Below are 23534 nucleotides of genomic sequence, written 5' to 3'. Positions count from 1 at the left end.
TTTAGATGACCCGGGCCGGGTGTCCGTTTTCGCTGGCCAGCGGCCGGCCGGCGGCGGCCCACTGCCGCATTCCGCCGTCGAGGTTCCGGACGTTGTCCCAGCCGTTGTTCATCAGATACCCCACGACCTGTCCGGAGCGACCGCCGGAGCGGCAGACCACCACGACGTCGGCGTCGGCGGGTATCTCGGCCAGCCGGGCGGGCACCTCCATCATCGGCAGGTGGTGGGCGTCCGGGGCATGCCCGGCGGCCCACTCGTCCGCCTCCCGTACGTCGAGCAGGTAGGCGTCGGCGGGTACGTCAGCCGCGGTCACGGTGGGAAGGTTGGATGCGAACACGGTTACCAAGCGTAGAGCCTGTTCCGGTCGACTCCACGTACCGGCGCGTGGTCGCCACGCGTTCGGGGCGGGACGTCGGAGTCCGACGGGCGGGAACGATCAGCCGGTTCAGAGGCGATTGACCCATTTGGGGTTGTCCCGGGCCCAGCTGTCCAGGTCGGTGTTCCGCATCGAGTCGAACAGCGTGTTCGCCGGCTCCTCCAGCAGCACGTACGAGACCTCGTCGATCATCTCGGAGCGGGACGGAAGTTGGATTCCGCGCACGGCGTCGGAGCGGATCCGGCGCATCGCGAAGATCATTTCCTCCAGCGGTACCCCGTTGGTGTCGACGGTGAACGAGGAGCCGACGGCCCGGATCACCTGGTCCAACCGGAGCGGATTCCGGAGCATGTCCGTGGTGGTGACCTTGTCCATCATCGCCCGTAGCAGCTGCTGCTGGTGCCGCTGCCGGTCGAAGTCGCCGTTCGGCAGGTCGTAGCGCTGGCGGGCGTAGTCGAGCGCCTGCGCGCCGTCCATCTGGTGGCAGCCGGGGTTGAAGACGGTCTTGGTGTGGATCGACCGGACCGGGGTGTCGACGCACATCCGGACGCCGCCGAGCAGGTCGATCGCGCGTTGGAAGCCGGCGAAGTTGACCAGCGCCGCGCCGTCGAAGCGGATTCCGGTGAGCCGGGTCAGGGTGGCGGAGAGTAACCGGGTGCCGCCCTGGCCTCCGCCGCCGTACTGGAAGGCGGAGTTGATTTTGTCCGGCCCGCCGGGATAACCGCTGGCCGGGGCCGGTGGGATCTCGACCAGGAGATCCCGGGGTACGGAGATCAGGTAGGCCCGGTCCAGCCCGGCGGGCAGATGGGCGATCATGATCGTGTCGGACCGCTGGTCCGCCTCCGGACCGGCGGCGGCGCGCTGGTCGGAGCCGACCAGCAGGTAGTTGAGCGGCCCGGTGACGTCACCCCGCTCCTGCCGCGCGGCCGGGTCGAGAAGCGTCTCCTTGACCACACTGTTGTCGTAGCGGCCGGTCAGCATGTGCAGGCCGGCTCCGCCGATCCCGGAGATCAGGACCAGGGCCAGCCCGAATCCGAGTGCGACCTTCGCCCAGGTCGGGGCCTTGCGTCGGTGCCGACCCCGGTCGGCGCGGCCTCCCGGGCCGAGGGTACGGCCGGCGGATGGAACGCGTCCTGGCCGCTCGGGTCCATCCGGAGCCGCCCGCTTGGGTGTGAACGTGATCCCTCCCCGGGCCCGACTGAGTGAAGCTTTCTCATCTCAGGCTAGGCGCCCGGTTTGCGCGTTCAGCGGCTTTTGCGATTTCTGCTGGACTTGATCGCCCGGCCGACTACTTGCTGGTGGTGGGTGCGAGCACGCTCGGGTTGTTGATGATGAAATCGTCCAGCCGGTCGCCCTTGACCGCGGCGAACATCTGCCGGCTGGTGTCGTTGAAGATCTCCCGGCCGCTTCCGTTCCCGCTGAAGTTGCCGTTGTTGGTCCGGAGCAGGACGAGGTCGTTGGCGGCCACCCCGCGCATGGTGAAGATGAAGTTCGCGGTCGGTACGCCGCCGGTGTCCAGGATCAGCGCCTCGCCGGCGGCCTTCATCAGCCGGTTGAGCTTGCCGAGGTCGGTCATCACCCCGTCGCTCATGGCCTTCTTGGCCATCCCCTTGATCAGCTGCTGCTGGTTCTGCTGGCGGTCGTAGTCACCGTGGTCGAGGCCGTAGCGCTGACGGGAGAAGTCGAGCGCCTCCCACCCCTTCATCTGGCGACAGCCCTTCTTGTGCACCACCGGCTTCTTCGAGCCACCGACCTTCTTGGCCTCGTGGTTCCACATCGGCTCACCGTTGACCAGGGTCATGTGCTTGGACTCGACCTGCTGGCGTACGCACATCGGAATGCTGCCGAGCGCGTCGATGACCTTCTTGAACCCGCTGAAGTTGATGATCGCCGCGCCGTCGAAGCTGATTCCGGTGAGCTTGTTGACGGTCTGCGCCATCAACTGCGCGCCACCCTTGAGACCGGCACCGTTCTGGGCACCGTGGAAGAACGCCTCGGTGGCCTTCGCCGTACCGCCGTTGTACCGGCTGGCCTTGAAGGCCGGCACCTGCACCTCGGTGTCTCGGGGAATGGAGAGCAGGTACGCCTGGTCATGGGTGGCCGGGATGTGCAGCACGATGATGGTGTCGGCCCGGACGTTGTCGTCGTCCAACCGTTCCCGGGCGTCGATGCCGAGCAGCAGCAGGTCGATCGGACCTTCCAGGTCCTCGCCGCCCTCGGCCTCGGTCTTGCCGGCCGTGCCGAGCAGGTTCTCCTGCTGGATGGTGCTGGTGGCCTTGCCGATCGCGACCTTCATGCCGGTGATGCTGACCCCGCTGGCCACCAGCAGCACCGCGCCGAAGATCAGCGTGAGGCGGGCCCAGAGTGGAGCCTTGCGCCGTCGGGCCGCCGCGCCGTTCTTGCCCTTGCCGCCCTTCCCGCCCTTGCCACCCTTGCTCTTGGTGGCCCGCCCGTTCGGGCCGCGATCGTCCAGAACCGTGCCGGACGAGGCGGCAGCCGCCACACGGGCGGATGGAACCGCCGAGGCGGCCCGTGGGGGACGTCGGCGGGATTGCACCGGCATGCCTGCTCCAGGGTCAGGGGTGAGGGGGCCGGGGCCGCAGCGCGGCACGGACACCGCAAAGCCTCCCCGAATTTACTTACGCTACATGTTCTTGTCGATTCACGGGAGGGCGCTTTCCGGCATCCGACACCGGCCGTCCGCGCTGCCCGGAAGCGGGAGCGCGGACGGCTCGCGTGTGTGACGGAGCGGTGACGGAAAGGCGGTGTTTCCGGCGGTCAGCCGCCGTTGGCCGGAGTCGGCGTCGGGGAGACGTTCGCCTGTACCCAGGCATCCATCGTGTCGGCGGACATCGCGCGGTACATCGCCAGCGCCTTCTCCCGGTTGGACACCACCACGGACTCGCCGTCGATGGTCTCGCTGCCGTTGTGCGGGCTGGTGATGAACTGCAGATTCTCGCCGCGCAGGTTGCGGAACTGGACCGCCATGTCGACCAGGGAGAAGCCCTCGTCCACGGTGACCGCGCTGGTCACCGACTTGAGGAAGGCGTTCAGCTTCGCCGGGTTGGTCAGCGTGCCGGAACTGGCCGCCTTGTCCATCAGGGCCCGCAGGAACTCCTGCTGGTGGCGCATCCGGGCGAAGTCCCCGTCCGGGAACTGCTTCCGCTGCCGGATCCAGTCCAGGGCCTCGGCCCCGTCCATGTGGTTGGTGCCCTTCTTGAACTTCCGGAACGGCTTGTGGATGGAGGTGATGTCGCGTTCGACCTTCAGATCCACCCCGCCGAGCGCGTCGGTGACCTCCTTGAACCCGGCGAAGTCGATCGCCATGACGCGGTCGATCCGGACGTCGGTGAAGCACTCCACGGTGCGTACCGCCAGGGGCAGGCCGCCGAAGGCGAACGCCGCGTTGATCTTGCCGCGTTCGCCGCTTCCGCAGTCCGCGCCGGCACTGTCCGGAATGGGCACGTAGAGGTCCCGGGGCACCGAGACGAGGTACGCCTTGTCGTGGCTGGCCGGGATGTGCATCACGATGATGGTGTCGGCCCGCCACTTGCTGGCCTCGTTGACCGGGGCGTCCGGATCCCGGGAGTCGCTGCCGACCAGCAGGATGTTCAACGCGCCGCTGACCGACTTGGGGCGGTCCCCGGTCAGCGCCGAGAACGGGTCGGTGCGGGCCAGGTCCTTGTCGAGCCCCCTGACGTACAGCCAGAGGCCGCCGCTGGTGAGCAGGGCCAGCACGAGTACCGCGATGCCCGACACCAGGGCGATCCGCCGCCAGTTCGGTTTGGGGCCGCGCCCGGCCGGACCACCGGGCAGACCCGGGCCGCCGGGACCACCTCCGCCGGGGCCGCCGGGGCCGTCGTAGGCCGGGCGGCCCTGACCTGGTACGCCCGAGACCTGGGCCCGACCGGAGATCCGGTTCGGACCGGCTGAGGCCGGGCCGGGCACCGAGGCACGGCCGGCGGATCCACCGGCCGTCATTCGCTGGGCGGCGGAGGATGCGTTCGGGGGAGGGCTCTCGAACATGCCCTCAGGGTACGTAGCGAAGCCAAGGAACCGCTGTGTGCCACGGCCGGGTTGGCACAGAGCCGGTATCCTCCGCTACTCGGCCAACCGCTGGCTGAAGTGCTCGATCGTGCGACGGAGCCCCTCGGACGGGGTCACCTCGGGCTCGTAGCCGAGCCGCTCCCGGGCGAGGGTGAGGTCCGGGCGCCGCTTCTCCGGGTCGTCGGCGGTCCGGGTGATGTAACTCACCTGCGACCCGCTGCCCGCCAGTGCGGCGATCGTCTCGGCGAGTTCCCGCATCGACACCTCGTGCTCGGTGCCGCAGTTGATCGGGCCGGTCTCGGTCGAGTCGAGCAGCAGCAGGATGCCGCGCACCAGGTCGCTGACGTAGCAGATGGACCGGGTCTGGGATCCGGTGCCGTGCACGGTCAGCGGCTCACCACGCAGCGCCTGGGTGATGAAGGTGGGGATGGCCCGCCCGTCGTCCGGACGCATCCGTGGCCCGTAGGTGTTGAAGATCCGGACGATGCCCACGTCGAGCCCGTGGTAGCGGTGGTAGGCCATCGTGCTGGCCTCGGCGAACCGCTTGGCCTCGTCGTACACGCTGCGTACGCCGATCGGGTTGACGTTGCCCCAGTACGTCTCGACCTGCGGGTGCACCTGCGGGTCGCCGTACGCCTCGGAGGTGGAGGCCAGTACGAACCTGGCCCGGTCGGCCACGGCCCGGTCCAGCAGGTGCAGGGTGGCCAGCGAGCCGACCCGAAGGATCTCGATCGGCAGCGTGGCGAAGTCCGTGGGGCTGGCCGGGGAGGCCAGGTGCAGGACGGCGTCGAACCGCTCGGTCATCGCCGGGTGGTGGCCGGGCAGCCCTTCCGAGACGTCGGCCTCGACCAGGGTGAACCGGGGATGGTCCGCCAGGTGGGCCACGTTCTCCTTCGAGCCGGTGACGAAGTTGTCCACCGCGACCACCGTGCAGCCCCGCGCGATGAGCGCGTCGACCAGATGGGACGGGACGAATCCGGCACCGCCGGTGACGAGGATCCGGTGTTCCGCTCCGAAACGCTGGGCTACCACCATGCTGTCAGCCTACCCACGATGCTGATCTCCGGACGGCCGAGGGGAGCCGTCGGCCGTCCCGGATTCGTACGGGCGACGGGTGGCGCCGAGGGAACTTTCGTCCCCCGACACCACCCGTTACCTATTCATCACGGTAAGTGCCCGTGGTCCGGTCAGTGCGCTCCCGCACCAGTCAGGGCGCGGACCTCGAGTTCGGCGTACTTGTCCGCGTCCGTCTCCTTCGAGATCAGGGTGCCGATCCAGCCGCAGAGGAAGCCGACCGGGATGGAGATGATGCCCGGGTTGGACAGCGGGAACCACTGCCAGTCGTGGTCCGGGAACATCGCGGTGGGCGCCCCGGAGACCACCGGGGAGAAGAACACCAGCCCGACGGCGCTGATCAGACCGCCGTAGATGGCCCAGACCGCGCCCGAGGTGTTGAACCTCTTCCAGAACAGGCTGTAGAGGATCGCCGGCAGGTTGCCGGAGGCCGCGACCGCGAAGGCCAGTGCCACCAGGAACGCCACGTTCAGGTTCTGGGCGAAGATCGACAGCACGATCGAGATCGCGCCGATCACCAGCGCCGAGATCCGGGCGACGTTGACCTCCTGGCGCTCCGACGCCTGCCCGCCCTTGACCACGTTCGCGTAGAAGTCGTGGGCCAGGCTGGACGAGGAGGCCAGGGTCAGCCCGGCGACCACGGCGAGGATGGTGGCGAACGCCACCGCCGCGATGATCGCGAGCATCGCGGCCCCACCGACCTCGCCACCGAGGAAGTCGATCCCGAGCGCCTCGGCGAGCTGCGGTGCCGCGGTGTTGCCGGCCGCGTCCTGCGCGACGATCGCCTCCCGGCCCACCAGAGCCGCCGCGCCGAAGCCGAGGGCAAGGGTGAACAGGTAGAACGTGCCGATGATGCCGATCGCCCAGAGCACGCTCTTCCGGGCCGCCCTGGCGGTCGGCACGGTGTAGAAGCGGATCAGGATGTGCGGCAGTCCGGCGGTGCCGAGCACCAGGGCGATGCCGAGGGAGAGCAGGTCGACCTTGTTGTAGAAGGTCTTCGTCGCGTCGCCGGCCACCTCGACGCCGTACCGCAGTCCGGGTTCGAGGAACGCCGAACCCTTGCCCGAGGCGTTCGCCGCGTCACCGAGCAGTTCGGACAGGTTGAACTTGTAGTGCGCCAACACCAGGATGGTCATCACCAGGGCGCCGGTCATCAGCAGGAACGCCTTGACGATCTGGACGTACGTGGTGCCCTTCATGCCGCCCACGGTGACGTAGATGATCATGAGGGCGCCGACCAGGATGATGGTGGCGATCTTCGCCGCGTCCGCGTCCATGCCGAGGAACGTGGTGCCCGGCCGGATCCCCAGCAGCAGCGCGACCAGCGCGCCCGCGCCGACCATCTGGGCCAGCAGGTAGAAGATCGAGACCGTGATGGTGGAGACCGCCGCCGCCGTCCGGACCGGCTTCTGCCGCATCCGGAACGCCAGCACGTCGGCCATCGTGTACCGGCCCGAGTTCCGCAGCAGCTCGGCGACCAGCAGCAGGGCCACCAGCCAGGCGACCAGGAAGCCGATCGAGTAGAGGAAGCCGTCGTACCCGTACAGCGCGATGATGCCGGCGATGCCGAGGAACGACGCGGCCGACATGTAGTCGCCGCCGATCGCCATGCCGTTCTGGAAGCCGGTGAACGACCGGCCGCCGGCGTAGAAGTCGGTCGCCGTCTTGGTCTGCCGGCTGGCCCAGACGGTGATGCCCAGGGTCACCGCGACGAAGACCAGGAAGAGCGTGATCGTCAGGGTACGGGCGGTGCTGCTGCCGGCCTCCGCGGCCAGCACGGTCATCGCGCTGCTCATGACGCCTCCTCGCTGCGCTCGTCGGCGTCATGACCCTGACTACTGAGCTGGCTGATTCGCTCGCTCCGCTCGCTCATGACGCCACCTCCTTGTCCTTCGGCTGCGTCTCGTCGTCCGGCGTCACGGTGCCCGCCGGGTCGTGCGACCCCGTCGTCCCCACCAGTTCCTCGCGGATCCGGTCGGCGGTCGGGTCCAGCTTGCTGGCGGCGAACCGGGAGTAGAGCCACGCGATCAGGAACGTGGAGACGAACTGCAACAGGCCGAAGACGAGGGCAACGTTGATGTTGCCGACGAGCTTGGTGCCCATGAAATCGCGTGCGTACGCGGAGAGGATCACGTACAGCGCGTACCAGAGGAAGAACGCCGCGGTCATCGGGAAGACGAAGCCACGCAGGGCCTTACGCAACCCGGCGAACTCGTCCGATTGTTGTACGGCGACGTACCGGTCCGGTGGCGCGCTGGCCGGTGCGGGAGTGTCCGTAGACATGCTGGTCTCACCACCTTAAAAGGGGGCAGGGGAGTTTCGCGCACGGTATGGAGCCGCCAGGACACTCGGATAGCGGTGATCCGTTTGCTGGTCAGCGGCTGCGCCGAACGGGCCGGTGGCTGCGCCCAGTGACCCCGGTCACGCCGCTCGGCGACGCGCCGGATGGAGCCGTCCGGCCCGACGGGAGGGCCGCTGGCGACGGCCGGCTACGCCACGGTGCCCGATCGGAGCCGGTTCGGCCGGCTCAGTCGGCGAGTTTCCGGTAGCGCCCACGATGGTGCACCAGCGGCGTCGCGTCGTCCGAGAGGTCCACCGTCTCGATGGTCGCCTCGACCAGCAGCGCCCAGCCGTACTCCCGGGCGCCGTCCAGCCGGCAACCCGCCCAGCCACCGGCCCCGGCCGGCACCGGGCCGTACGGGGTGCGGCTCCACTCCCCCTGGGCGAACAGCCCACCGGGGGCCGGGAACAGCCCGGCGAACCGGTCGGCGAGTTGCCGGTGTCCGCTGCCCAGCACCGTGACCGCGAACCGTCCGCTGGCGGAGGCCGCCGTCCACAGTTCCGACTCCTCGTCGAGCAGGCCGAGCAGGCGTCCCGGCTCACCGTCGGCGACCAGCGTCGACGAGACGGTCAGCCCGGCGGGACCGGTGGTCTCGCCGACTGTCGTCGGACCGTACGCGGTCCACAACGTCACCGCCGCCGGCAGCCGGCCCCGGAGCCGGCGTACCGGAGAGCGGTGCGGCTCCGGGGTGGCGAACGGGTCGGTGTGGTGGATCTGCCCGCCCGGCGGCTCGGCTCGGCTCACCGCACCATTGTGCCGGGCGGGCCGGCGGGCCGGGTTGATCGCCACGATCCTGTCCGTACTGCCCCGGACTTATCTGTGCCGCCCCGGACGCCAGGCCGGAATGTCGGGTGACGCGGGTCCGGTCCGTTCTGTCCTCGATCGACAGAAAATTAGTACCCGAGCGGGAAACCGCCAGCGCCGCCGGGGGGTGTTAGCGGTACGGATCTCGACGGGAGGGGCGATGGCCCGGGAACACGATTTCGATGACTTCTACCAGTCCACCCGGCATCGGGTGGTGACCGTGCTCTACGCCCTCGGCGGCAACATGGCGGACGCCCAGGACGCGGCCCAGGAGGCGTACGCGCGGGCCTGGCAACGGTGGTCGAAGGTGGGCGGTTACGCGGACCCGGAGGCCTGGGTGCGTACGGTGGCCCGTCGGATCCAGCTCAACCGTTGGCGCAAGCTGCGCAACGGCCTGAGGGCCTACCGCCGGCACGGGGTGGATCCGGCGGTTCCCCCACCATCGGAGAACGCGACGGCCCTGGTGGCAGCGCTGCGCCAGATCCCGGCCGACCAGCGCGAGGCGATCGTCCTGCACCACATGGTCGACATGTCGGTCGCGGAAGTCGCGACACACCTCGGCGCACCGGTCGGCACGATCAAAAGCCGACTGGTCAGAGGCCGCAAGGCGCTGGCCGAACTGGTCGGAGTGCACCTGAAGGAGGAGAGCGTCCATGCCTGATCCGGTCTTCGAGTACCTCTACCGGGACACCGAGCAGGTTCGCTGGGCCCCGACCAGCGAGGTGCAGCACCGTGGCCGGCAGTTGACCCGGCAGCGGATGCTGACGGTGCTGGCGGCCGCGCTCGTTCTGCTGGTGGGCGGTGGCGTCGGTGCGTTGAACGCGCTGGCCAACTCCGGTCCGCCGAAACTGCCGGACGTCGTGGCGACCAACCCGGTCACCCCGACGCCGTCCCCGACGAGGGCGACGACGACGCCTCCCTCGGTCGGCACCCCGTCGACGCCGCCCACCAATGCCTCACCGGACGGGAACGGCCGGTCCACCGAGGGCGAGGAGCCCACCGGCGATGCCATTCCGCTCGCCGCGATGCTCCAGGTGTCCGACCTGCCGTCCGGATACCGCCCCTACCCCTACGAGTCCGACGAGGGCGGTAACGGTCACTGGCACGTGCAGTTCCTCTCGATGATCTGCGGCAACAAGTGGAAGTCCGGCGGCGGCGTCGAAAGAGTCGGAGATCGGGAGCGCCACTTCAGGAACGCTGGCAATGAGGGCATCCAGCAGCAGGTGAGCCGGTACCCCCAGACGTCCTCCACGCGGTACATCCCGAGGCTGCGCACCGACCTGGAGGGTTGCCGGGATTTCGAGGTCGCCATCGGCGACCAGGGGTTCGCCGGCGACGAGTCGATGGTGGTGATCAGGCCCGACAACAGCGGCTGGATCATCGTCCGCAAGGGGGACCTGGTGGCCGAGATCGGCGTCCGCGACGTGTCCAAGCCCGCCGAGGTGCGGCGGCTCGCCGACGCGGCGGTCGACCGGCTCTGCAACGGCACGGACCGCTGCTGACGTTTCCTCCGCCCTGGCGAGAACCAACTGGGACCGGATCCTGCCGGGGTCCGGTCCCGGCGTCGTTTCGGCGGGTTGTCGCACTTGACGAGGCCTTCGCCGCCAACATCCGGGCCGCCAAGACCACGGAGTTCACCCTGCGGGAAGAGAGCGCGCGGCGGATGGCCGAGGCGGCCGGCGAGCCGTACGTCCCGGCTGACCAGGGGTTCTACTTCCGGGCGTACGACCTGCTCCACCTCGCCCTCACCGTCGCCCTGGTGATCGCCGCCGCCGGTCTGCTGATCGCCCTGGCCGAGTCGATCGTGAGCCGACGCCGGGCGCTGGCCGCGCTGGTGGCGACCGGGGTGCCCCGGTCCACCCTGGCTCGGGCGGTCGCCTGGCAGACCCTCACTCCGGCGATCCTCGGCATCGTGCTGGCCGCCGCCACCGGCACCGCCCTGCACCGCGCCATCTACGGCGGCGAGGCGCAGAGCGGCGTGGTCGTGACCTGTCCACCGGCGCCCTCCGATTGCGTACCGCTGCCGCTGGTCACGCAGGCCGTACCGGTGCCGCTCGCCGACCTCGTCGGATTCACCGGCGGTGCCGTGGCGGCGGTGCTGGTCCTCCTCCTGGCCAGCCTGCTCTTCCTCCGCAACAGCACCACCATGGAGGAACTGCGCGCAACCTGACAGGGGTGTTAGGAAGGGGCCCTTCTTCTACAGAAAACGATAGGAAGGGGCCCTTCCTTGCACCTCAGAGGCGGAGGCTCTCCGGGGCGTGCAGGCGCAGCATGATGGCGCCGACGTCGGCCGGGGCCCGGCGCCGGGTGGCCCAGGACGTGGTGACCATGACGGTGAAGGCCAGTGGGACGGTCCAGGCCGCCGGCTGGGCGATCAGTACCGCCGGCCAGCCGGTCAGCTCCGGCCCGAGGACGGTGAACAGGACGGCGCCGACCGCGGCGCCGCCACCGGCCAGGATCCCGGCGGCCGCTCCGGCGTCGGTCAGGCCGCGCCACCAGATCCCGAGCACCAGCAGCGGACAGAAGCTGGACGCGGCGACCGCGAAGGCCAGCCCGACGACCTGCGAGACGTCCAGCCCGGACACGTTGAGGGCGAGCACCATCGGGATCAACCCGGCGAGCACGGTGGCCAGCCGGAAGTCGCGGACCGAGCCCCGGCCCAGCAGGTCGGTGGAGACCACCCCGGCCACGCTGGTGAGCAGCCCGGACGAGGTGGAGAGGAAGGCGGCGAACGCCCCGGCGGAGACCAGCGCGGCCAGTAGCTGCCCGGTCAGGCCGTTGCCCAGGGCCGCCCCGGGCAGCAGTACCACCACCGCGTCGGTCTGCCCGGTCAGCAGCAGTTGCGGGGTGTAGATCCGGCCGAGCACCCCGTACAGGGTGGGCAGCAGGTAGAAGGCGCCGACCAGGGCGAGCACCACCAGGGTGGTACGGCGCGCGGCGGCGCCGTCCGGATTCGTATAGAACCGCACGAGTACGTGCGGCAGCCCCATCGTGCCGAGGAAGGTCGCCAGGATCAGCGAGTAGGTGGCGAAGAGTCCCCGGTCGTCAGTGCCCGCCATACTCGGCAGCAGCCAGTCGGGTCCGTAGTCGGCGGCCACGCTGGAGATCTCCGGTACCGGTTCACCGGCCGCGAACGACAGCTCGTCGCCGGGGCGTACCTCCCGGGACGTGCCGTCCGGCAGGGTGAGGGTCGCCGGCTCCTCGACCACGACGGTGGTCGTGGTGGAGAAGACCGGGCCGCCGACCGGGGTCACCGGCGGCCGGGCGTCCGCCTGCCACTGCAGGGCCAGGAAGATCGCGGGTACGGCCAGCGCGGTGAGCTTCAGCCAGTACTGGAACGCCTGCACGAAGGTGACCGCCCGCATCCCGCCGAGCGCGACGTTCGCGGTGACCACCGCACCCACCAGCAGCGCACCGAGCTGGTACGGCGCGCCGGTGACCGTGGTCAGGGTCAGCCCGGCCCCCTGCAACTGCGGTACGAGGTACAGCCAGCCGATGAAGATCACGAAGGCGGTGGCGAGTTTGCGCAGCCGCCGGGAGCCGAGCCGCAGCTCGCAGAAGTCGGGCAGGGTGAACGCCCCCGACCGGCGCAGCGGCGCGGCGACGAAGAGCAGCAGGGCGAGATAGCCGGCGGCGAACCCGACCGGGTACCAGAGCACGTCCACGCCGTACTTGAGGATCAGTCCGGCGATGCCGAGGAAGGACGCGGCGGAAAGGTACTCGCCGCCGATCGCCGCCGCGTTCCAGGTCGGGCTGACCATCCGGGACGCGACCAGGAAGTCCGACGTGGTCCGGGCCAGGGTCAATCCGTAGAAGCCGATCGCGACCGTGACCAGGGTGACCGCGATGATCGCCGGCACGGTGTACGGGTTGTTCACTCAGCGCTCCGGCCGCTGGATCACATCGGTGAAGTCCTGCTCGTTGCGTTCGGCCAGTTGCACGTACGCCCAGCCGACGCCGACCAGGAACGGGAACGCGCCGACCCCGAGCAGCAGCCAGGGCAGGTTGACCCCGAACAGTTTCGCCGTACCGACCTCCGGGGCGATCGCGAACAGCAGGGGCAGGCCTCCCAGGCCGATCCCGACCACGAGCGACAGCCGCAGGGCGAGCGCGAGTTGGGCCCGGACCAGCCCTCGGACCAGGGCGTCGCCGACCTGGGTCTGCTGGGTCAGCTCGGCCCGGGTCCGTTCGGCGCGGGTGCCGCTGCGGACGACCTCGGCCAGCACCACCCGGATCCGGCTGGACGTCTCCGGCGGCCCCGGGTCCGGCTGCGGATCGATGGGGATGGCCACCTCGGCAGTCTCATCGCCTGGCCACGAATGTCAAGTCGTCGGACCTGCCCGGATCGCCGTCCGGTGCGCCGCGGCTTCGTCGGGGCCGGACCGGTCAGGGCGCCGCCACCAGGATGGTGGAGTCGGCGGACATACCGGCGGCGGCGATCGGAAGGGTCACCCGGATCTGACAGCCGACCGATCGGCGCGTTCCGTCCGGCGGCTCGGTCCCGGCCAGGGGTGGGTCGGCGACCGCGATCGTGCCGCCGTGCAGCTCCACCACCCAGTGCGCGATCGCCAGGCCCAGGCCGGTGCCGCCGTCGCCGGTGCGCTCGCCCCGGGTGAAGCGTTCGAACACCTCCGGCCGAAGTCGTGCGGGGATGCCCTCACCCTCGTCGGTCACCTCGAACCGGAGCTCGTCCGCCACCCGCTTCGCGGCGACGAGCACCCTGCCGCCCGCCGGGCTGTGCCGGGCGGCGTTGTCGAGCAGGTTGGCGAAGACCTGGTGCAGCCGCCGGGGGTCGGCCTCGACGTGCAACGGCGCCGGCTGCTGGCGTACCTCGAACCGGACGTCGCGCCCGGCTCCGGCCGCGTTGACCGTGGCCTGCTGGACGACCTCGTCCAGGAACTCCGCGACGTCGATTTTCTCCCGGCGCAGCGGCAGCACCCCGGCGTCGAGCCGGGACAGGTCGAGCAGGTCGGCGACCAGGTGACCGAGCCGTTCGGTCTGGGTCAGCGCGACCCGCAGGGTGGGCAGGTCCGGTTCGGCCACGCCGTCGACGATGTTCTCCAGGACGCCCTGCAACGCGGTGATCGGGGTACGCAGTTCGTGCGAGACGTTCGCGATCAGCTCCCGGCGTCGCCGGTCGGCCTCGGCCAGGTCCCCCGCCATCTGGTTGAACGCGGCAGCGAGCTCGCCGACCTCGTCCCGGGAGGTCGCCCGGACCCGGCGGGTGTAGTCGCCCCGGGCCATCGCCCGGGCCGCCGCCGTCATCTCGCGCAGCGGCGAGGTCATGCCGTGGGCGAGGAACTGTGAGGTCAGCAGCGCCACCGCGCAGGCGGTGCCAGAGGTCCACCAGGGGATCCAGCCGATGCCGAGGATGAACACGGCCAGCCCGGCCGCACCCGAGCCGAGCATCAGGATGCCCAGCTTCAGCTTGATCGACCAGATCGGGTCGAGCGGGCGGGGCAGGGCGTCGAGGGCGGAGTTGAATCCGCTCCAGAACCTGGTCACGGCCGTACCTCCAACGCGTACCCGACTCCGTGCACGGTGCGGATCAGGTCGGCGCCGAGCTTGCGGCGCAGGGCCTTGACATGGCTGTCGACGGTCCGGGTGCCGGAGCCGTCCATCCAGCCCCAGACGTCGGCGAGCAGCCGTTCCCGGGGCAGCACCGTCCGGGGGCGGTTGGCGAAGTGCGTCAGCAGGTCGAACTCGGTCGGGGTCAGATGCGCCTCGACCCCCTGGCGCCGGACCCGGCGTTCCGCCTGGTTGATCTCCAGGTCGCCGAGCCGGAGGACCTCGGCACCGGTACGCGCCGCGCTGCTGGCCCGGTCGACCCGGCGCAACAGGGCGTGCACCCGGGCGGCCAGTTCGCGCAGCGAGAACGGTTTGGTCAGGTAGTCGTCGGCCCCGACGGCGAGCCCGACCAGCAGGTCCGTCTCGTCGTCCCGGGCGGTCAGCATCAGCACCGGGACCGGTCGGTCGGCCTGGATCCGCCGGCAGACCTCCAGCCCGTCGAAACCGGGCAGCATCACGTCCAGCACGACCAGATCCGGCCGGCCCCTTCGGAACGCCTCGACGGCATCCGGCCCGGTCCGGGCGATCTCCACCAGGAAGCCCTCGGCGCGCAGCCGGGCCGCGACCGACTCGGCGATGGTGTGCTCGTCCTCGACGACCAGGACTCGGCGTTCCGTCATGGCCCCGACTGTAGGGACCGCCCGTGGGTGATGGTGGGTCACGTTGTGAACAACCTGTGGAGAACCGCGTCGTCCTGTGGATAACTGTCGGGGGCCGGGAGGACGCGGAGCAGCACCGGCGGAGCCCGGCGACGTACCCGCCGGATCAGGCGTGCAGGTCGGCGGTGGTCAGCACGCTGTCCAGGCGGAGCTGCCGGGCCACCTCCGGCGGACACTCGGCGACCAGGGCGGTGGCTCCGAGCGCCGTACCGCCCCGGGTGGCGATCAGCTCGTAGAGGGCCCGGATCTGGGCGCCACTGGCCACCCAGTCGTCCACCACCAGCACCCGGTCGTCCGGCCCCAGGTGCCGGTCCCGTACGCCGAGGGCCAGTCGCCGCCCCCGGTAGTCGGATTCGGTCCAGGCCCAGGTGGTGGCCTCGGCGATCCGCCGCTCACCGGTGTTCTTGTACGCCGGGACGAACCCGACACCGAGCGCGTTCGCCACGAGCGGGCCGAGTAGCAGGCCGGTCACCTCCGGGGCGATCACGACGGTGGGGCGCTCGGCCCGGAACGGCTCGGAGAGCGCCGGACCGAGGCCGGCGAGGATCGCCGGGTCCCGCCACCAGCCGGACGAGTCGCTGACCAGGTGGGTGCTCTCCGGTCCCGGGTCGGTCCACCGGAACCCGTCGATCAGTCGTTTTCTCAGCTCGGCCCGCCGCACGCAGACCATCTTGCGGCACCGGCCCGGACCGGTACGCGGTACGGGCACGTCCGACCCAGCCGGGATCGGATGATCGGCTACACGTTTCGCCACATAATCGGGCGAAAGCGCATGATCACATTGACTTCCGAAGTACCTGTCTCGTTACGGTCCGACCCGATCTATGTCGTCGTACGAGAGGACGTGCCGGTGGTGGGGAAACATGCCCGCGCTCGGATCTTCAGATCGCCGACCGGCCTGGTGGCCGCCGGTGCGGTCGCCGTCGCACTCGTCGGCGCGGGTGCGGCCGGTGCGGTACGGCTCGGCACCGAACCCGCCGCCAACTCGTCGTCGACGCCGCTGGTGACCGCCCCGGTCGCCCCCGGCATCCCGAGCGGGCTGCCGACGAGCACGGTCAGCCCGGCCCCGACCAGCCCCGATCCGAGCCGTTCGGCCGAGCACTCGTCGCGGTCCAGTACCCGGTCGACACCGAGCCCGACCCGGTCCACGACCAGCAAGCCACCCGCCGCGAAGAAGCGGGCGGCCACGACGCCGACGGTCCGGGTGGTCGACACCGGCTCCTGCGGAGCGTCGTACTACGACCAGGGACAGGTCACGGCGAACGGGGAGGCGTTCGATCCCGACGGGTTGACCGCCGCGCACAAGACGCTGCCCTTCAACACCCGGGTCCGGGTGACCAACCCGGGCAACGGGAAGTCGGTGGTGGTCCGGATCAACGATCGGGGACCGTACATCGACGGCCGCTGCATCGACCTGTCCCGTGGGGCGTTCGAGGCGATCGCCTCGTTGGACCAGGGCGCGCTCGACGTGAGGTACGAGGTCCTCGGCTGATCGGGGCCGCGTGGCGTGCCGGGGCGATCCGGCTGTGGCGATCCGGCTGTGGCGACCCGGTCGCGGCGACCCCGCCGCAGCGGCTGTGGGCGGGCCGGCTGTGGCGTGCCGGAGCGACGCCGGTTCGTGTTCGACGGGCCGACGAAATGATCAGGGAATGTTCATTCGACTTGCAACGGTTGGCTGACTCGGCGATTGCCCCCGGTGGAACCGGGGCGGTTGGATGCGCCAGGTGGCCAGAACCCGATCGGACGAGGAGTCAACTTCGTTCAATCGCGCTCGTCGATCAGGCATGCTGTTCGGCGTACCCATGCGATTGATGCCGTCGGGCGATCGCCCGATGAGCCCTGGCTCCCGCGCCGGTCTCGGCGCGGCCATTGTGCTGCTCGCGCTCGTCTCCGTGGTGGAGTTCGCGGACGACTCGAAGGTCAACTATGTCGGCCTGGTCGCGGCGGCTCCGTTCCTGGCCGCGGCGTTCGCGTCCTGGCGGGTGGTGCTCGCCGTCGGGGCGATCGCCACCGTGCTGGCGGTGTCCCTGGCCTGGGGCGGGCAGGTGGTTCCGCTGGCCGCCTCGGTCAACGTCGTCGGCGTCGTTCTGGCGACGGCGATCGCCGCGCTGTTCGCGGTGATCCGGCAACGGCAGGCCGAGCGGATCGCCGAATTGTCCAAACTCGCATCAGTGGCCCAACAAGCCGTACTGCGTCCGGTCGGTCCACAGGTCGGCAGCCTGGCGGTGGCGGGCCACTACATTTCGTCCACTGCGGCGGCGGACATTGGCGGCGACCTCTACGAGGCGATCGACACGCCGTACGGGGTGCGGATCATCATCGGCGACGTCCGGGGCAAGGGGCTGGACGCGGTCCGGCTGGCCAGCATCGTGCTCGGCTCGTACCGGCACGTCGCCTACGAGCGGGCCGACCTGCGGGCCATCGTGGCCGATCTGGACCGGGCGGTGGCGCGCAACGTCGGCGACGAGGACTTCGTGACCGCGGCCCTGGTCGAGGAGCGGGGCGGCACGCTGACGATCGTGAACTGCGGTCATCCGGCGCCGTTGCTGCTCCGGGGCGGGCAGGTGATTCCGATGGAGCCGCCGGCCCCCGCGCCGCCGCTGGGCTTCATGCCGGTGGTCCGGCCCCGGGTCGAGCGACTCGAGCCCGGTGACCGGCTGCTGCTGTTCACCGACGGTCTCGGCGAGGCGCGTCGGGACGGCGAGTTCTTCCCCACCGCGGATCGGGCCTGGCGACTGCTGGGGCACGGCACCGTCGCCGACGGGCTGGCTTCGCTGGAGTCGGCGTTGGTCGAGTGGGTACGGGGCCGGCTCGACGACGACATCGCCCTGGTGCTGATGGAGTACCCGGGACCGCGCTCGGCAACCACCACCGCCGTACCGAGCTGGGAGGTCGGCGCGGCCGACGGCTGAGCCGTACCCGTCAGCGGCCGGGGGATCCGGGCGCCGTCACCGAGGGCCAGCGAACCGGGTGAACCGGGGCGCTACGGGGGATCGGGTTCCCGGCACTGTGGCGTTCGTCACCGGGTCGGCCGACTCCGGAGGTACTACCCGCGAGTAATATAGCCCGTGTTACTGCTGGGTAACCTGTACTCGGGAGCGGGGGGCAAATGACCCACTACAGGAGCAATCGGCGCGACCTCGAGTTCAACCTCTTCGAGGTCTTCGGCGCGGACCAGACGTTCGGCATCGGTCCGTACTCCGAACTGGACGCCGGCACCGCTCGGAGCGTCCTGGCCGAGGTCGACCGACTGGCCCGCGAGGACCTCGCGGCCAGCTACGCCGAGAGCGACCGCAATCCACCGGTGTTCGACCCGGCCGCCCACACCGCAGCGCTGCCGGAGGCGTTCAAGAAGTCCTACCGGACCCTGATGGCCTCGGAATTCTGGCGGATGGACCTGCCGGCCGAGCTGGACGGGACCTTCGCCCCGCGCGCCCTGTGGTGGTCGGCCGCCGAGCTGATCCTCGGCGCCAACGCGCCGCTGTGGATGTACGCCGGCGGCCCGTCGTTCGCGCACACCCTCTACCGCGAGGGAACGGAACAGCAGAAGAAGTGGGCCGAACTCTTCGTCGAGAAGCAGTGGGCCTCCACGATGGTGCTCACCGAACCCGATGCCGGCTCGGACGTGGGCGCGGGGCGGACCCGGGCGATTCCCCAGCCGGACGGCTCCTGGCACATCGAGGGCGTCAAGCGGTTCATCACCAGCGGTGAGCACGACCTGACCGAGAACATCATCCACTATGTCCTGGCCCGACCGGTCGGGGTGGAGGGTGCCGGCGGCCCGGGTACCAAGGGTCTGTCGCTGTTCGTGGTCCCCAAGTTCCACTTCGACTCCGAGACCGGCGAGCTGGGCGAGCGCAACGGCGCCTACGCGACGAACCTCGAACACAAGATGGGCCTCAAGGTCTCGAACACCTGCGAGATGACCTTCGGCGAGCACGGCGTTCCGGCCAAGGGCTGGCTGCTGGGCGACGTACACGACGGCATCCGGCAGATGTTCCTGATCATCGAGTACGCCCGGATGATGGTCGGCACGAAGGCCATCGCGACGCTCTCCACCGGCTACCTGAACGCACTGGAGTACGCGAAGAACCGGGTGCAGGGTGCAGACCTGCTCCGGTCCACCGACAAGAACGCCCCCCGGGTGCCCATCACCCACCATCCGGACGTACGCCGATCGCTGATGCTGCAGAAGGCGTACGCCGAGGGCCTGCGCGCGCTGGTCTGCTACACCGCGACCTGGCAGGACCGGATCAACCTGGCCGAGGCGGCCGGTGACGAGTCGACCGTCAGGCTCGCCAAGGGTGTGAACGACCTGTTGCTGCCCCTGGTCAAGGGAGTCGGCTCGGAGCGGGCGTACGAGCTGCTCGGGCACGAGTCGTTGCAGACGTTCGGCGGCTCCGGTTTCCTCCAGGACTACCCGTTGGAGCAGTACGTCCGGGACGCGAAGATCGACACCCTGTACGAGGGAACGACGGCGATCCAGAGCCTCGACCTGTTCTTCCGGAAGATCGTCCGGGACCGGGGTACGAGCCTGATGGCCGTGGCCGCCGAGATCCAGGGGTTCGTCGAGTCCGGGGGCGGTTCCCACCCGGTGCCCACGGTGTCCGCCGAGCCGGTCGACGGCCAGCTCAAGGAGGAGCGGCTGGCCCTGGGCCGGGCGCTCGGCGAGGTGCAGAGCATGCTCGGCACCATGACCGGGTGGCTCATGGAGGCCCAGGGTGACGATCCGCGCGTGATGTACAAGATCGGGCTGACCAGTCGCCGCTTCCTGTTGGCGGTCGGCGACCTGGTCGTCGGCTGGCTGTTGCAGCGGCAGGCCGAGGTGGCGCTGCGGGCGTTGAGTGCCGAGGTGTCCGACGCGGACAAGGCGTTCTACACCGGAAAACTGGCCGCCGCCCGGTTCTTCGCCCGCGAGGTTCTGCCCCGGATCGGCGCCGACCGCAGGATCGTCGAGAACGCCGACCTCGAGTTGATGGAGCTGGCCGAGGACGTCTTCTGACCTTTCGGCGATCCCGCGCGCCACTGGCGGCGATCCCCGCTCGACAGGCGGCCGGCGAAGCTGTTGCTCGCCGGCCGCCGCGTTATTGTTGAGGCGGTGCTAGGAGCAGTTTGACCTGATTTGTCATGAAAGCCCACGACCCATCGCACGGGGGAGTGCAGCGGACATGGGCCTTGGTACGGGAATTTTCCTCATTACGTTGGGAGCCATCCTGACGTTCGCGATCAGAGCGAACATCTGGTGGCTCGACCTGCGCGCGGTCGGCTGGGTCTTCATCCTGGCCGGGCTCGGAGTGGTGGCAACCACCCTCTGGTACTGGCAGGACCGCAAGAAGCGCGCCCGGACGCTGATCGTCGAGGAGAACCGACTGTCGCATCCGACGGCGATGATGCCGCCGCCACCGGATCCACCGCCACCGAGCGCCCCACCGAGCTGATCCAGGGACTTCCCGGCCTGATCCGGCCCGACCGGATCAGGCCGGGCTGACCGCGGTGACGGGGCGGTCAGCCGCGGGCGGTGTGCCACTTCACGATCGGGCCGGCCTGCTCGCGTACGCCCGCCCACTCGCCGTCGATCCCGTGTACGACGATTCCGCTGGTACGCAGCCCGTCCGGGTCGGCGTGCACCGGATCGAGCAGAGTGGACAGCTCCGAGATGGTCGGGTTGTGCCCGATCAGCAGCAGCGTCGTGGCGTCCGGATCGGTGGAGCGGACGAGGTCGAGCAGGTCCGTCGCGTACCCGTGGTAGATCCGCTGGTCGTAGCGGACGGCCGGTACGCCGGCCCGGGTACCCGTGGCGGCCGGCGGCGTCGCCACGGAGCTGCGTACCGTGCCGGTGGGTCCATCCGACGCCGGACTGGCGGCGCGGGCCGGCCGGGTCGGCGGCGCGGCCATCCCGAGGGCGGCGTCGTGCCAGGTCTGTCGGGTGCGTTTGGCCGGGGAGCAGAAGACGACGGTCGGCAGGTAGCCGCCGTGATCCAGCCAGGCGCCGGCGGCGGCGGCGTCCGCGTGCCCCCGGGCGGTCAACGGTCGCTCGGCGTCCGGTCCGCCGGTCGGTCGCTCGGCCTTGGCGTGCCGGAGCAGCACGAGTACCCGCCTCGGTGCCATCGGCCGTCCACCGGCCCCGATCGGGCCGGTCCCACTGGTATCCGTCACGTCGATCCCACTCCTCCGCGTCGCTCGGGGCGTCTTCCGTGCTGGGCGCCGGTGTTGCCGCTGACCGCCGACCCCCGGACCCGGCCGATCGCGACGTCGCCAACCAGCTTGCCTGATTCGGATTTGAAACGCCTGGGTATGTCGATGTGTGCCGCGACCTCACTGGTGGGCGGCACTGGCGCAAGCCGGGTCGAGAGCCTAGGAGGACGACAAAGTGGGCATCGGTGGAAGCATCTTCCTCATTGCACTGGGCGCGATCCTCGCGTTCGCGGTGGACGTCGAGATGGGCTGGCTCAACCTCAGCGTCGTTGGCTGGGTGCTGATGCTCGCCGGCGTGGTCGGCCTGATCATGACCGCCTACCTCTGGCGTGGCCGTCGCCGTACGGTTGTCACCCCGGTGGCCGACCCGAGGGTCGTGCCGAGTCGGGAGGAGCAGGTCGTCGAGGAGTACCGCGAGGTACGTCGCCCCGGCCGTCCGCTCTGAGCGGGAGTCATCCGGCCAGAGGCGGCCCGGCGCGGCAGGTCCGCCCGGGTCGACCGCAGCGTCCCGGGCGAGGCCGAGGCGTCGGAACGGCGCCGGGGTGTCCGGGGCGACCTCTGGCCGGGGTCGCGGGGCGGACCGCCTCCGGGTCCTGCAATATGGGCCCATGACCGCACGGGTACGCGCACCAGAGTTCCGGGGCCGGGGCTGGCTCAACACCGGCGGGCGGGACCTCAGCCTCGCTGATTTGCGCGGAAAAGTCATTTTGCTGGACTTTTGGACTTTTTGCTGTATCAACTGCCTGCACGTGCTGGACGAACTGCGCCCGCTGGAGGAGAAGTACGGCGACGCGCTGGTCGTGATCGGGGTCCACTCACCGAAGTTCGAGCACGAGCGGGACCCGGACGCGCTCGCCGCCGCCGTCGAGCGGTACGGGGTCACCCACCCGGTGCTGGACGACGTGGAGATGGCCACCTGGCAGCAGTACGCGGCCAAGGCGTGGCCGACGCTGAACGTGATCGACCCGGAGGGCTACGTCGTCGCGTCGATGGCGGGCGAGGGGCACGCCGAAGGGCTGTCCCGGCTGCTCGACGAGCTGATCGCCAGCCACGAGGCCAAGGGCACCCTGCACCGGGGCGACGGCCCGTACGTCCCGCCGGCCGAGCCGGAGACCCCGCTGCGCTTCCCCGGCAAGGCGATCGCGCTGGACGACGGTCGCCTGCTGGTGTCGGACTCGGCCCGACACTCCCTGGTCGAACTCGACTCGGACGGCGAGACGGTGCTGCGGCGGATCGGCGCCGGGATCCGGGGCCGGGCCGACGGCCCCGCCGACAGCGCCCGGTTCGCCGAGCCGCAGGGCGTGTGCCGGCTGCCCCGGCACGCGGCCGAGGTCGCCGGGTACGACATCGTCGTGGCGGACACCGTCAACCACCTGCTCCGGGGCGTACGGCTGGAGACCGGTGAGGTGACCACCGTCGCGGGTACGGGTCGGCAGTGGCGCTCGACGGTGGACGACCACGCCCACGACGCCCGCTCCATCGACCTCTCCTCGCCATGGGACCTGGCCTGGTACGAGGACAGGATCGTCATCGCGATGGCCGGGATCCACCAGTTGTGGTGGTTCGACCCGATCAAGCGGACCGCCGGAATCTACGCCGGCACCACCGTCGAGGCGCTGCGGGACGGTCCGCTGCCGGACGTCTGGATGGCCCAGCCGTCCGGGCTCTCGGTCTCCGGCGACGGTCGCCGGCTCTGGGTCGCCGACAGCGAGACCAGCGCGCTGCGGTACGTCGAGGACGGGGCGCTGCACACCGCCGTCGGGCAGGGGCTGTTCGACTTCGGCCACGTGGACGGCCCGGCCGACCAGGCGCTGTTGCAGCACCCGCTGGGCGTCGGCGCGCTGCCGGACGGGTCGGTGCTGATCGCCGACACGTACAACGGGGCGGTGCGGCGGTTCGACCCGGCATCGGGGACCGTCTCGACGGTCGCCGGCGGACTGGCCGAGCCGAGCGACGTGGTGGTCACCGCCGAGGGCGAGGTGCTGGTGGTCGAGTCCGCCGCACACCGGCTCTCCCGGCTGGCACCGGGTGCCCTCTCGGCGGCCGGGGCCAGCACGATCGACGGCACCCGGCACCGTACGGAGCGGCCACCGACGGATCTCGCCGCCGGCGAGCTGACCCTGGACGTGATCTTCGAGCCGCCGCCGGGGCAGAAGTTGGACGAGTCGTTCGGCCCCTCCACCCGGTTGGAGATCTCCGCGTCCCCACCCGAGTTGCTGCTCGACGGCGCCGGCGTCGGTACGGAACTGTCCCGCCGCCTGGTCCTCAACGACCAGGTGTCCGGCGGGGTGTTGCAGGTGGTCGCCCAGGCCGCGACCTGTGATGCCGAGGCCGAGCACGCCGCCTGCCACCTCAGCCGGCAGGACTGGGGAGTGCCGGTACGGATCACGTCCGACGGGGTGCATCGGCTGCCGCTCATCCTGCGGGGGCTGGACAGCTAGGGGCCGCCAGGTCGGCTCGCCGGCAGTCC

The 23534-nt window shown here is 70.4% G+C and carries 22 protein-coding genes and 1 pseudogene; 9 read left to right on the top strand and 14 right to left on the bottom strand.

Annotated elements, in window-relative coordinates:
• Nucleotide 1: 1 nt before the first annotated feature.
• From H4W31_RS08125 to H4W31_RS08090, 8 genes and pseudogenes are all read right to left on the bottom strand, one after another.
• Nucleotides 2–337 carry a rhodanese-like domain-containing protein gene (locus H4W31_RS08125; RefSeq protein WP_192766098.1) on the bottom strand — a complete coding sequence of 112 codons (336 nt, stop codon included), beginning with the start codon at nucleotides 335–337 and terminating at the stop codon, nucleotides 2–4.
• A 108-nt stretch (nucleotides 338–445) separates the two neighbouring features.
• Entirely contained in the window at nucleotides 446–1357 is a 912-nt protein-coding gene (locus H4W31_RS08120) for an LCP family protein (protein WP_192766097.1), read from the bottom strand.
• A 307-nt stretch (nucleotides 1358–1664) separates the two neighbouring features.
• Complete coding sequence (locus H4W31_RS08115; RefSeq protein WP_318783084.1) at nucleotides 1665–2879, bottom strand: LCP family protein; 1215 nt, start codon at nucleotides 2877–2879, stop codon at nucleotides 1665–1667.
• Between the two features lie 275 nt (nucleotides 2880–3154).
• On the bottom strand, nucleotides 3155–4402 hold the full coding sequence (locus H4W31_RS08110) for an LCP family protein (protein WP_192766095.1): 1248 nt from the start codon (nucleotides 4400–4402) through the stop codon (nucleotides 3155–3157).
• A gap of 75 nt (nucleotides 4403–4477) precedes the next feature.
• Entirely contained in the window at nucleotides 4478–5458 is a 981-nt protein-coding gene (locus H4W31_RS08105) for a UDP-glucuronic acid decarboxylase family protein (protein ID WP_192766094.1), read from the bottom strand.
• 152 nt (nucleotides 5459–5610) lie between these two features.
• The gene (locus H4W31_RS08100) at nucleotides 5611–7293 is read right to left on the bottom strand and encodes a solute symporter family protein (RefSeq protein ID WP_225945434.1); all 1683 of its coding nucleotides are present in this window, start codon (nucleotides 7291–7293) and stop codon (nucleotides 5611–5613) included.
• A gap of 73 nt (nucleotides 7294–7366) precedes the next feature.
• The gene (locus H4W31_RS08095) at nucleotides 7367–7780 is read right to left on the bottom strand and encodes a DUF485 domain-containing protein (RefSeq protein ID WP_192766093.1); all 414 of its coding nucleotides are present in this window, start codon (nucleotides 7778–7780) and stop codon (nucleotides 7367–7369) included.
• Between the two features lie 244 nt (nucleotides 7781–8024).
• A pseudogene (locus tag H4W31_RS08090) lies at nucleotides 8025–8564 on the bottom strand (flavin reductase family protein); the annotation flags it as partial.
• Between the two features lie 238 nt (nucleotides 8565–8802).
• On the opposite strand from H4W31_RS08090, the gene H4W31_RS08085 reads away from it, so the two are divergent.
• The 3 genes from H4W31_RS08085 (at nucleotide 8803) to H4W31_RS08075 (ending at nucleotide 10812) form a co-directional block, all read left to right on the top strand.
• Entirely contained in the window at nucleotides 8803–9303 is a 501-nt protein-coding gene (locus H4W31_RS08085; protein WP_192766092.1) for a sigma-70 family RNA polymerase sigma factor, read from the top strand.
• Entirely contained in the window at nucleotides 9296–10144 is an 849-nt protein-coding gene (locus H4W31_RS08080; RefSeq protein ID WP_192766091.1) for a hypothetical protein, read from the top strand. Before H4W31_RS08085 ends, H4W31_RS08080 begins: the two co-directional genes overlap by 8 nt.
• Before the next feature lie 161 nt (nucleotides 10145–10305).
• Complete coding sequence (locus H4W31_RS08075; protein WP_192766090.1) at nucleotides 10306–10812, top strand: FtsX-like permease family protein; 507 nt, start codon at nucleotides 10306–10308, stop codon at nucleotides 10810–10812.
• 64 nt (nucleotides 10813–10876) lie between these two features.
• Here H4W31_RS08075 and H4W31_RS08070 read toward each other — a convergent pair whose 3' ends face one another.
• From H4W31_RS08070 to H4W31_RS08050, 5 genes are all read right to left on the bottom strand, one after another.
• Nucleotides 10877–12520, bottom strand: a complete 1644-nt coding sequence (locus H4W31_RS08070; RefSeq protein WP_192766089.1) for a sodium/solute symporter — start codon at nucleotides 12518–12520, stop codon at nucleotides 10877–10879.
• Nucleotides 12521–12928, bottom strand: a complete 408-nt coding sequence (locus H4W31_RS08065) for a hypothetical protein (protein ID WP_404825698.1) — start codon at nucleotides 12926–12928, stop codon at nucleotides 12521–12523.
• A gap of 100 nt (nucleotides 12929–13028) precedes the next feature.
• Nucleotides 13029–14147 (bottom strand): sensor histidine kinase, encoded by a 1119-nt coding sequence (locus H4W31_RS08060; RefSeq protein WP_318783082.1) that lies wholly within the window; start codon nucleotides 14145–14147, stop codon nucleotides 13029–13031.
• Entirely contained in the window at nucleotides 14144–14830 is a 687-nt protein-coding gene (locus H4W31_RS08055) for a response regulator transcription factor (protein ID WP_192766088.1), read from the bottom strand. The genes H4W31_RS08060 and H4W31_RS08055 overlap by 4 nt, the downstream gene beginning before the upstream one ends.
• Before the next feature lie 145 nt (nucleotides 14831–14975).
• Nucleotides 14976–15539: a phosphoribosyltransferase family protein gene (locus H4W31_RS08050; protein ID WP_192771924.1), complete on the bottom strand. Its 564-nt coding sequence runs from the start codon at nucleotides 15537–15539 to the stop codon at nucleotides 14976–14978.
• Between the two features lie 180 nt (nucleotides 15540–15719).
• Here H4W31_RS08050 and H4W31_RS08045 point away from each other — a divergent pair, with 180 nt between their 5' ends.
• From H4W31_RS08045 to H4W31_RS08030, 4 genes are all read left to right on the top strand, one after another.
• Nucleotides 15720–16361, top strand: coding sequence for a septal ring lytic transglycosylase RlpA family protein (locus tag H4W31_RS08045; RefSeq protein ID WP_318783081.1), 642 nt, complete (start codon nucleotides 15720–15722; stop codon nucleotides 16359–16361).
• A gap of 292 nt (nucleotides 16362–16653) precedes the next feature.
• The gene (locus H4W31_RS08040) at nucleotides 16654–17781 is read left to right on the top strand and encodes a PP2C family protein-serine/threonine phosphatase (RefSeq protein ID WP_192766086.1); all 1128 of its coding nucleotides are present in this window, start codon (nucleotides 16654–16656) and stop codon (nucleotides 17779–17781) included.
• Nucleotides 17782–17978: 197 nt separating this feature from the next.
• Complete coding sequence (locus H4W31_RS08035) at nucleotides 17979–19871, top strand: acyl-CoA dehydrogenase (protein WP_192766085.1); 1893 nt, start codon at nucleotides 17979–17981, stop codon at nucleotides 19869–19871.
• A 166-nt stretch (nucleotides 19872–20037) separates the two neighbouring features.
• A complete protein-coding gene (locus H4W31_RS08030) occupies nucleotides 20038–20307 on the top strand; it encodes a DUF6458 family protein (protein WP_192766084.1) in 270 nt (89 codons plus the stop codon).
• A gap of 67 nt (nucleotides 20308–20374) precedes the next feature.
• Here the strand turns inward: H4W31_RS08030 and H4W31_RS08025 are convergent, their stop codons facing one another.
• Complete coding sequence (locus tag H4W31_RS08025; protein WP_192771923.1) at nucleotides 20375–20977, bottom strand: SixA phosphatase family protein; 603 nt, start codon at nucleotides 20975–20977, stop codon at nucleotides 20375–20377.
• A gap of 262 nt (nucleotides 20978–21239) precedes the next feature.
• On the opposite strand from H4W31_RS08025, the gene H4W31_RS08020 reads away from it, so the two are divergent.
• The gene (locus H4W31_RS08020) at nucleotides 21240–21509 is read left to right on the top strand and encodes a DUF6458 family protein (protein WP_192766083.1); all 270 of its coding nucleotides are present in this window, start codon (nucleotides 21240–21242) and stop codon (nucleotides 21507–21509) included.
• A 163-nt stretch (nucleotides 21510–21672) separates the two neighbouring features.
• Nucleotides 21673–23505: an NHL domain-containing thioredoxin family protein gene (locus tag H4W31_RS08015; RefSeq protein ID WP_192766082.1), complete on the top strand. Its 1833-nt coding sequence runs from the start codon at nucleotides 21673–21675 to the stop codon at nucleotides 23503–23505.
• The last annotated feature ends 29 nt before the right edge of the window (nucleotides 23506–23534 follow it).

The organism is Plantactinospora soyae, from assembly GCF_014874095.1.
GTDB classification, from domain to species: Bacteria; Actinomycetota; Actinomycetes; order Mycobacteriales; family Micromonosporaceae; genus Plantactinospora; species Plantactinospora soyae.
This window is presented reverse-complemented; position numbering and strand designations above follow the sequence as displayed.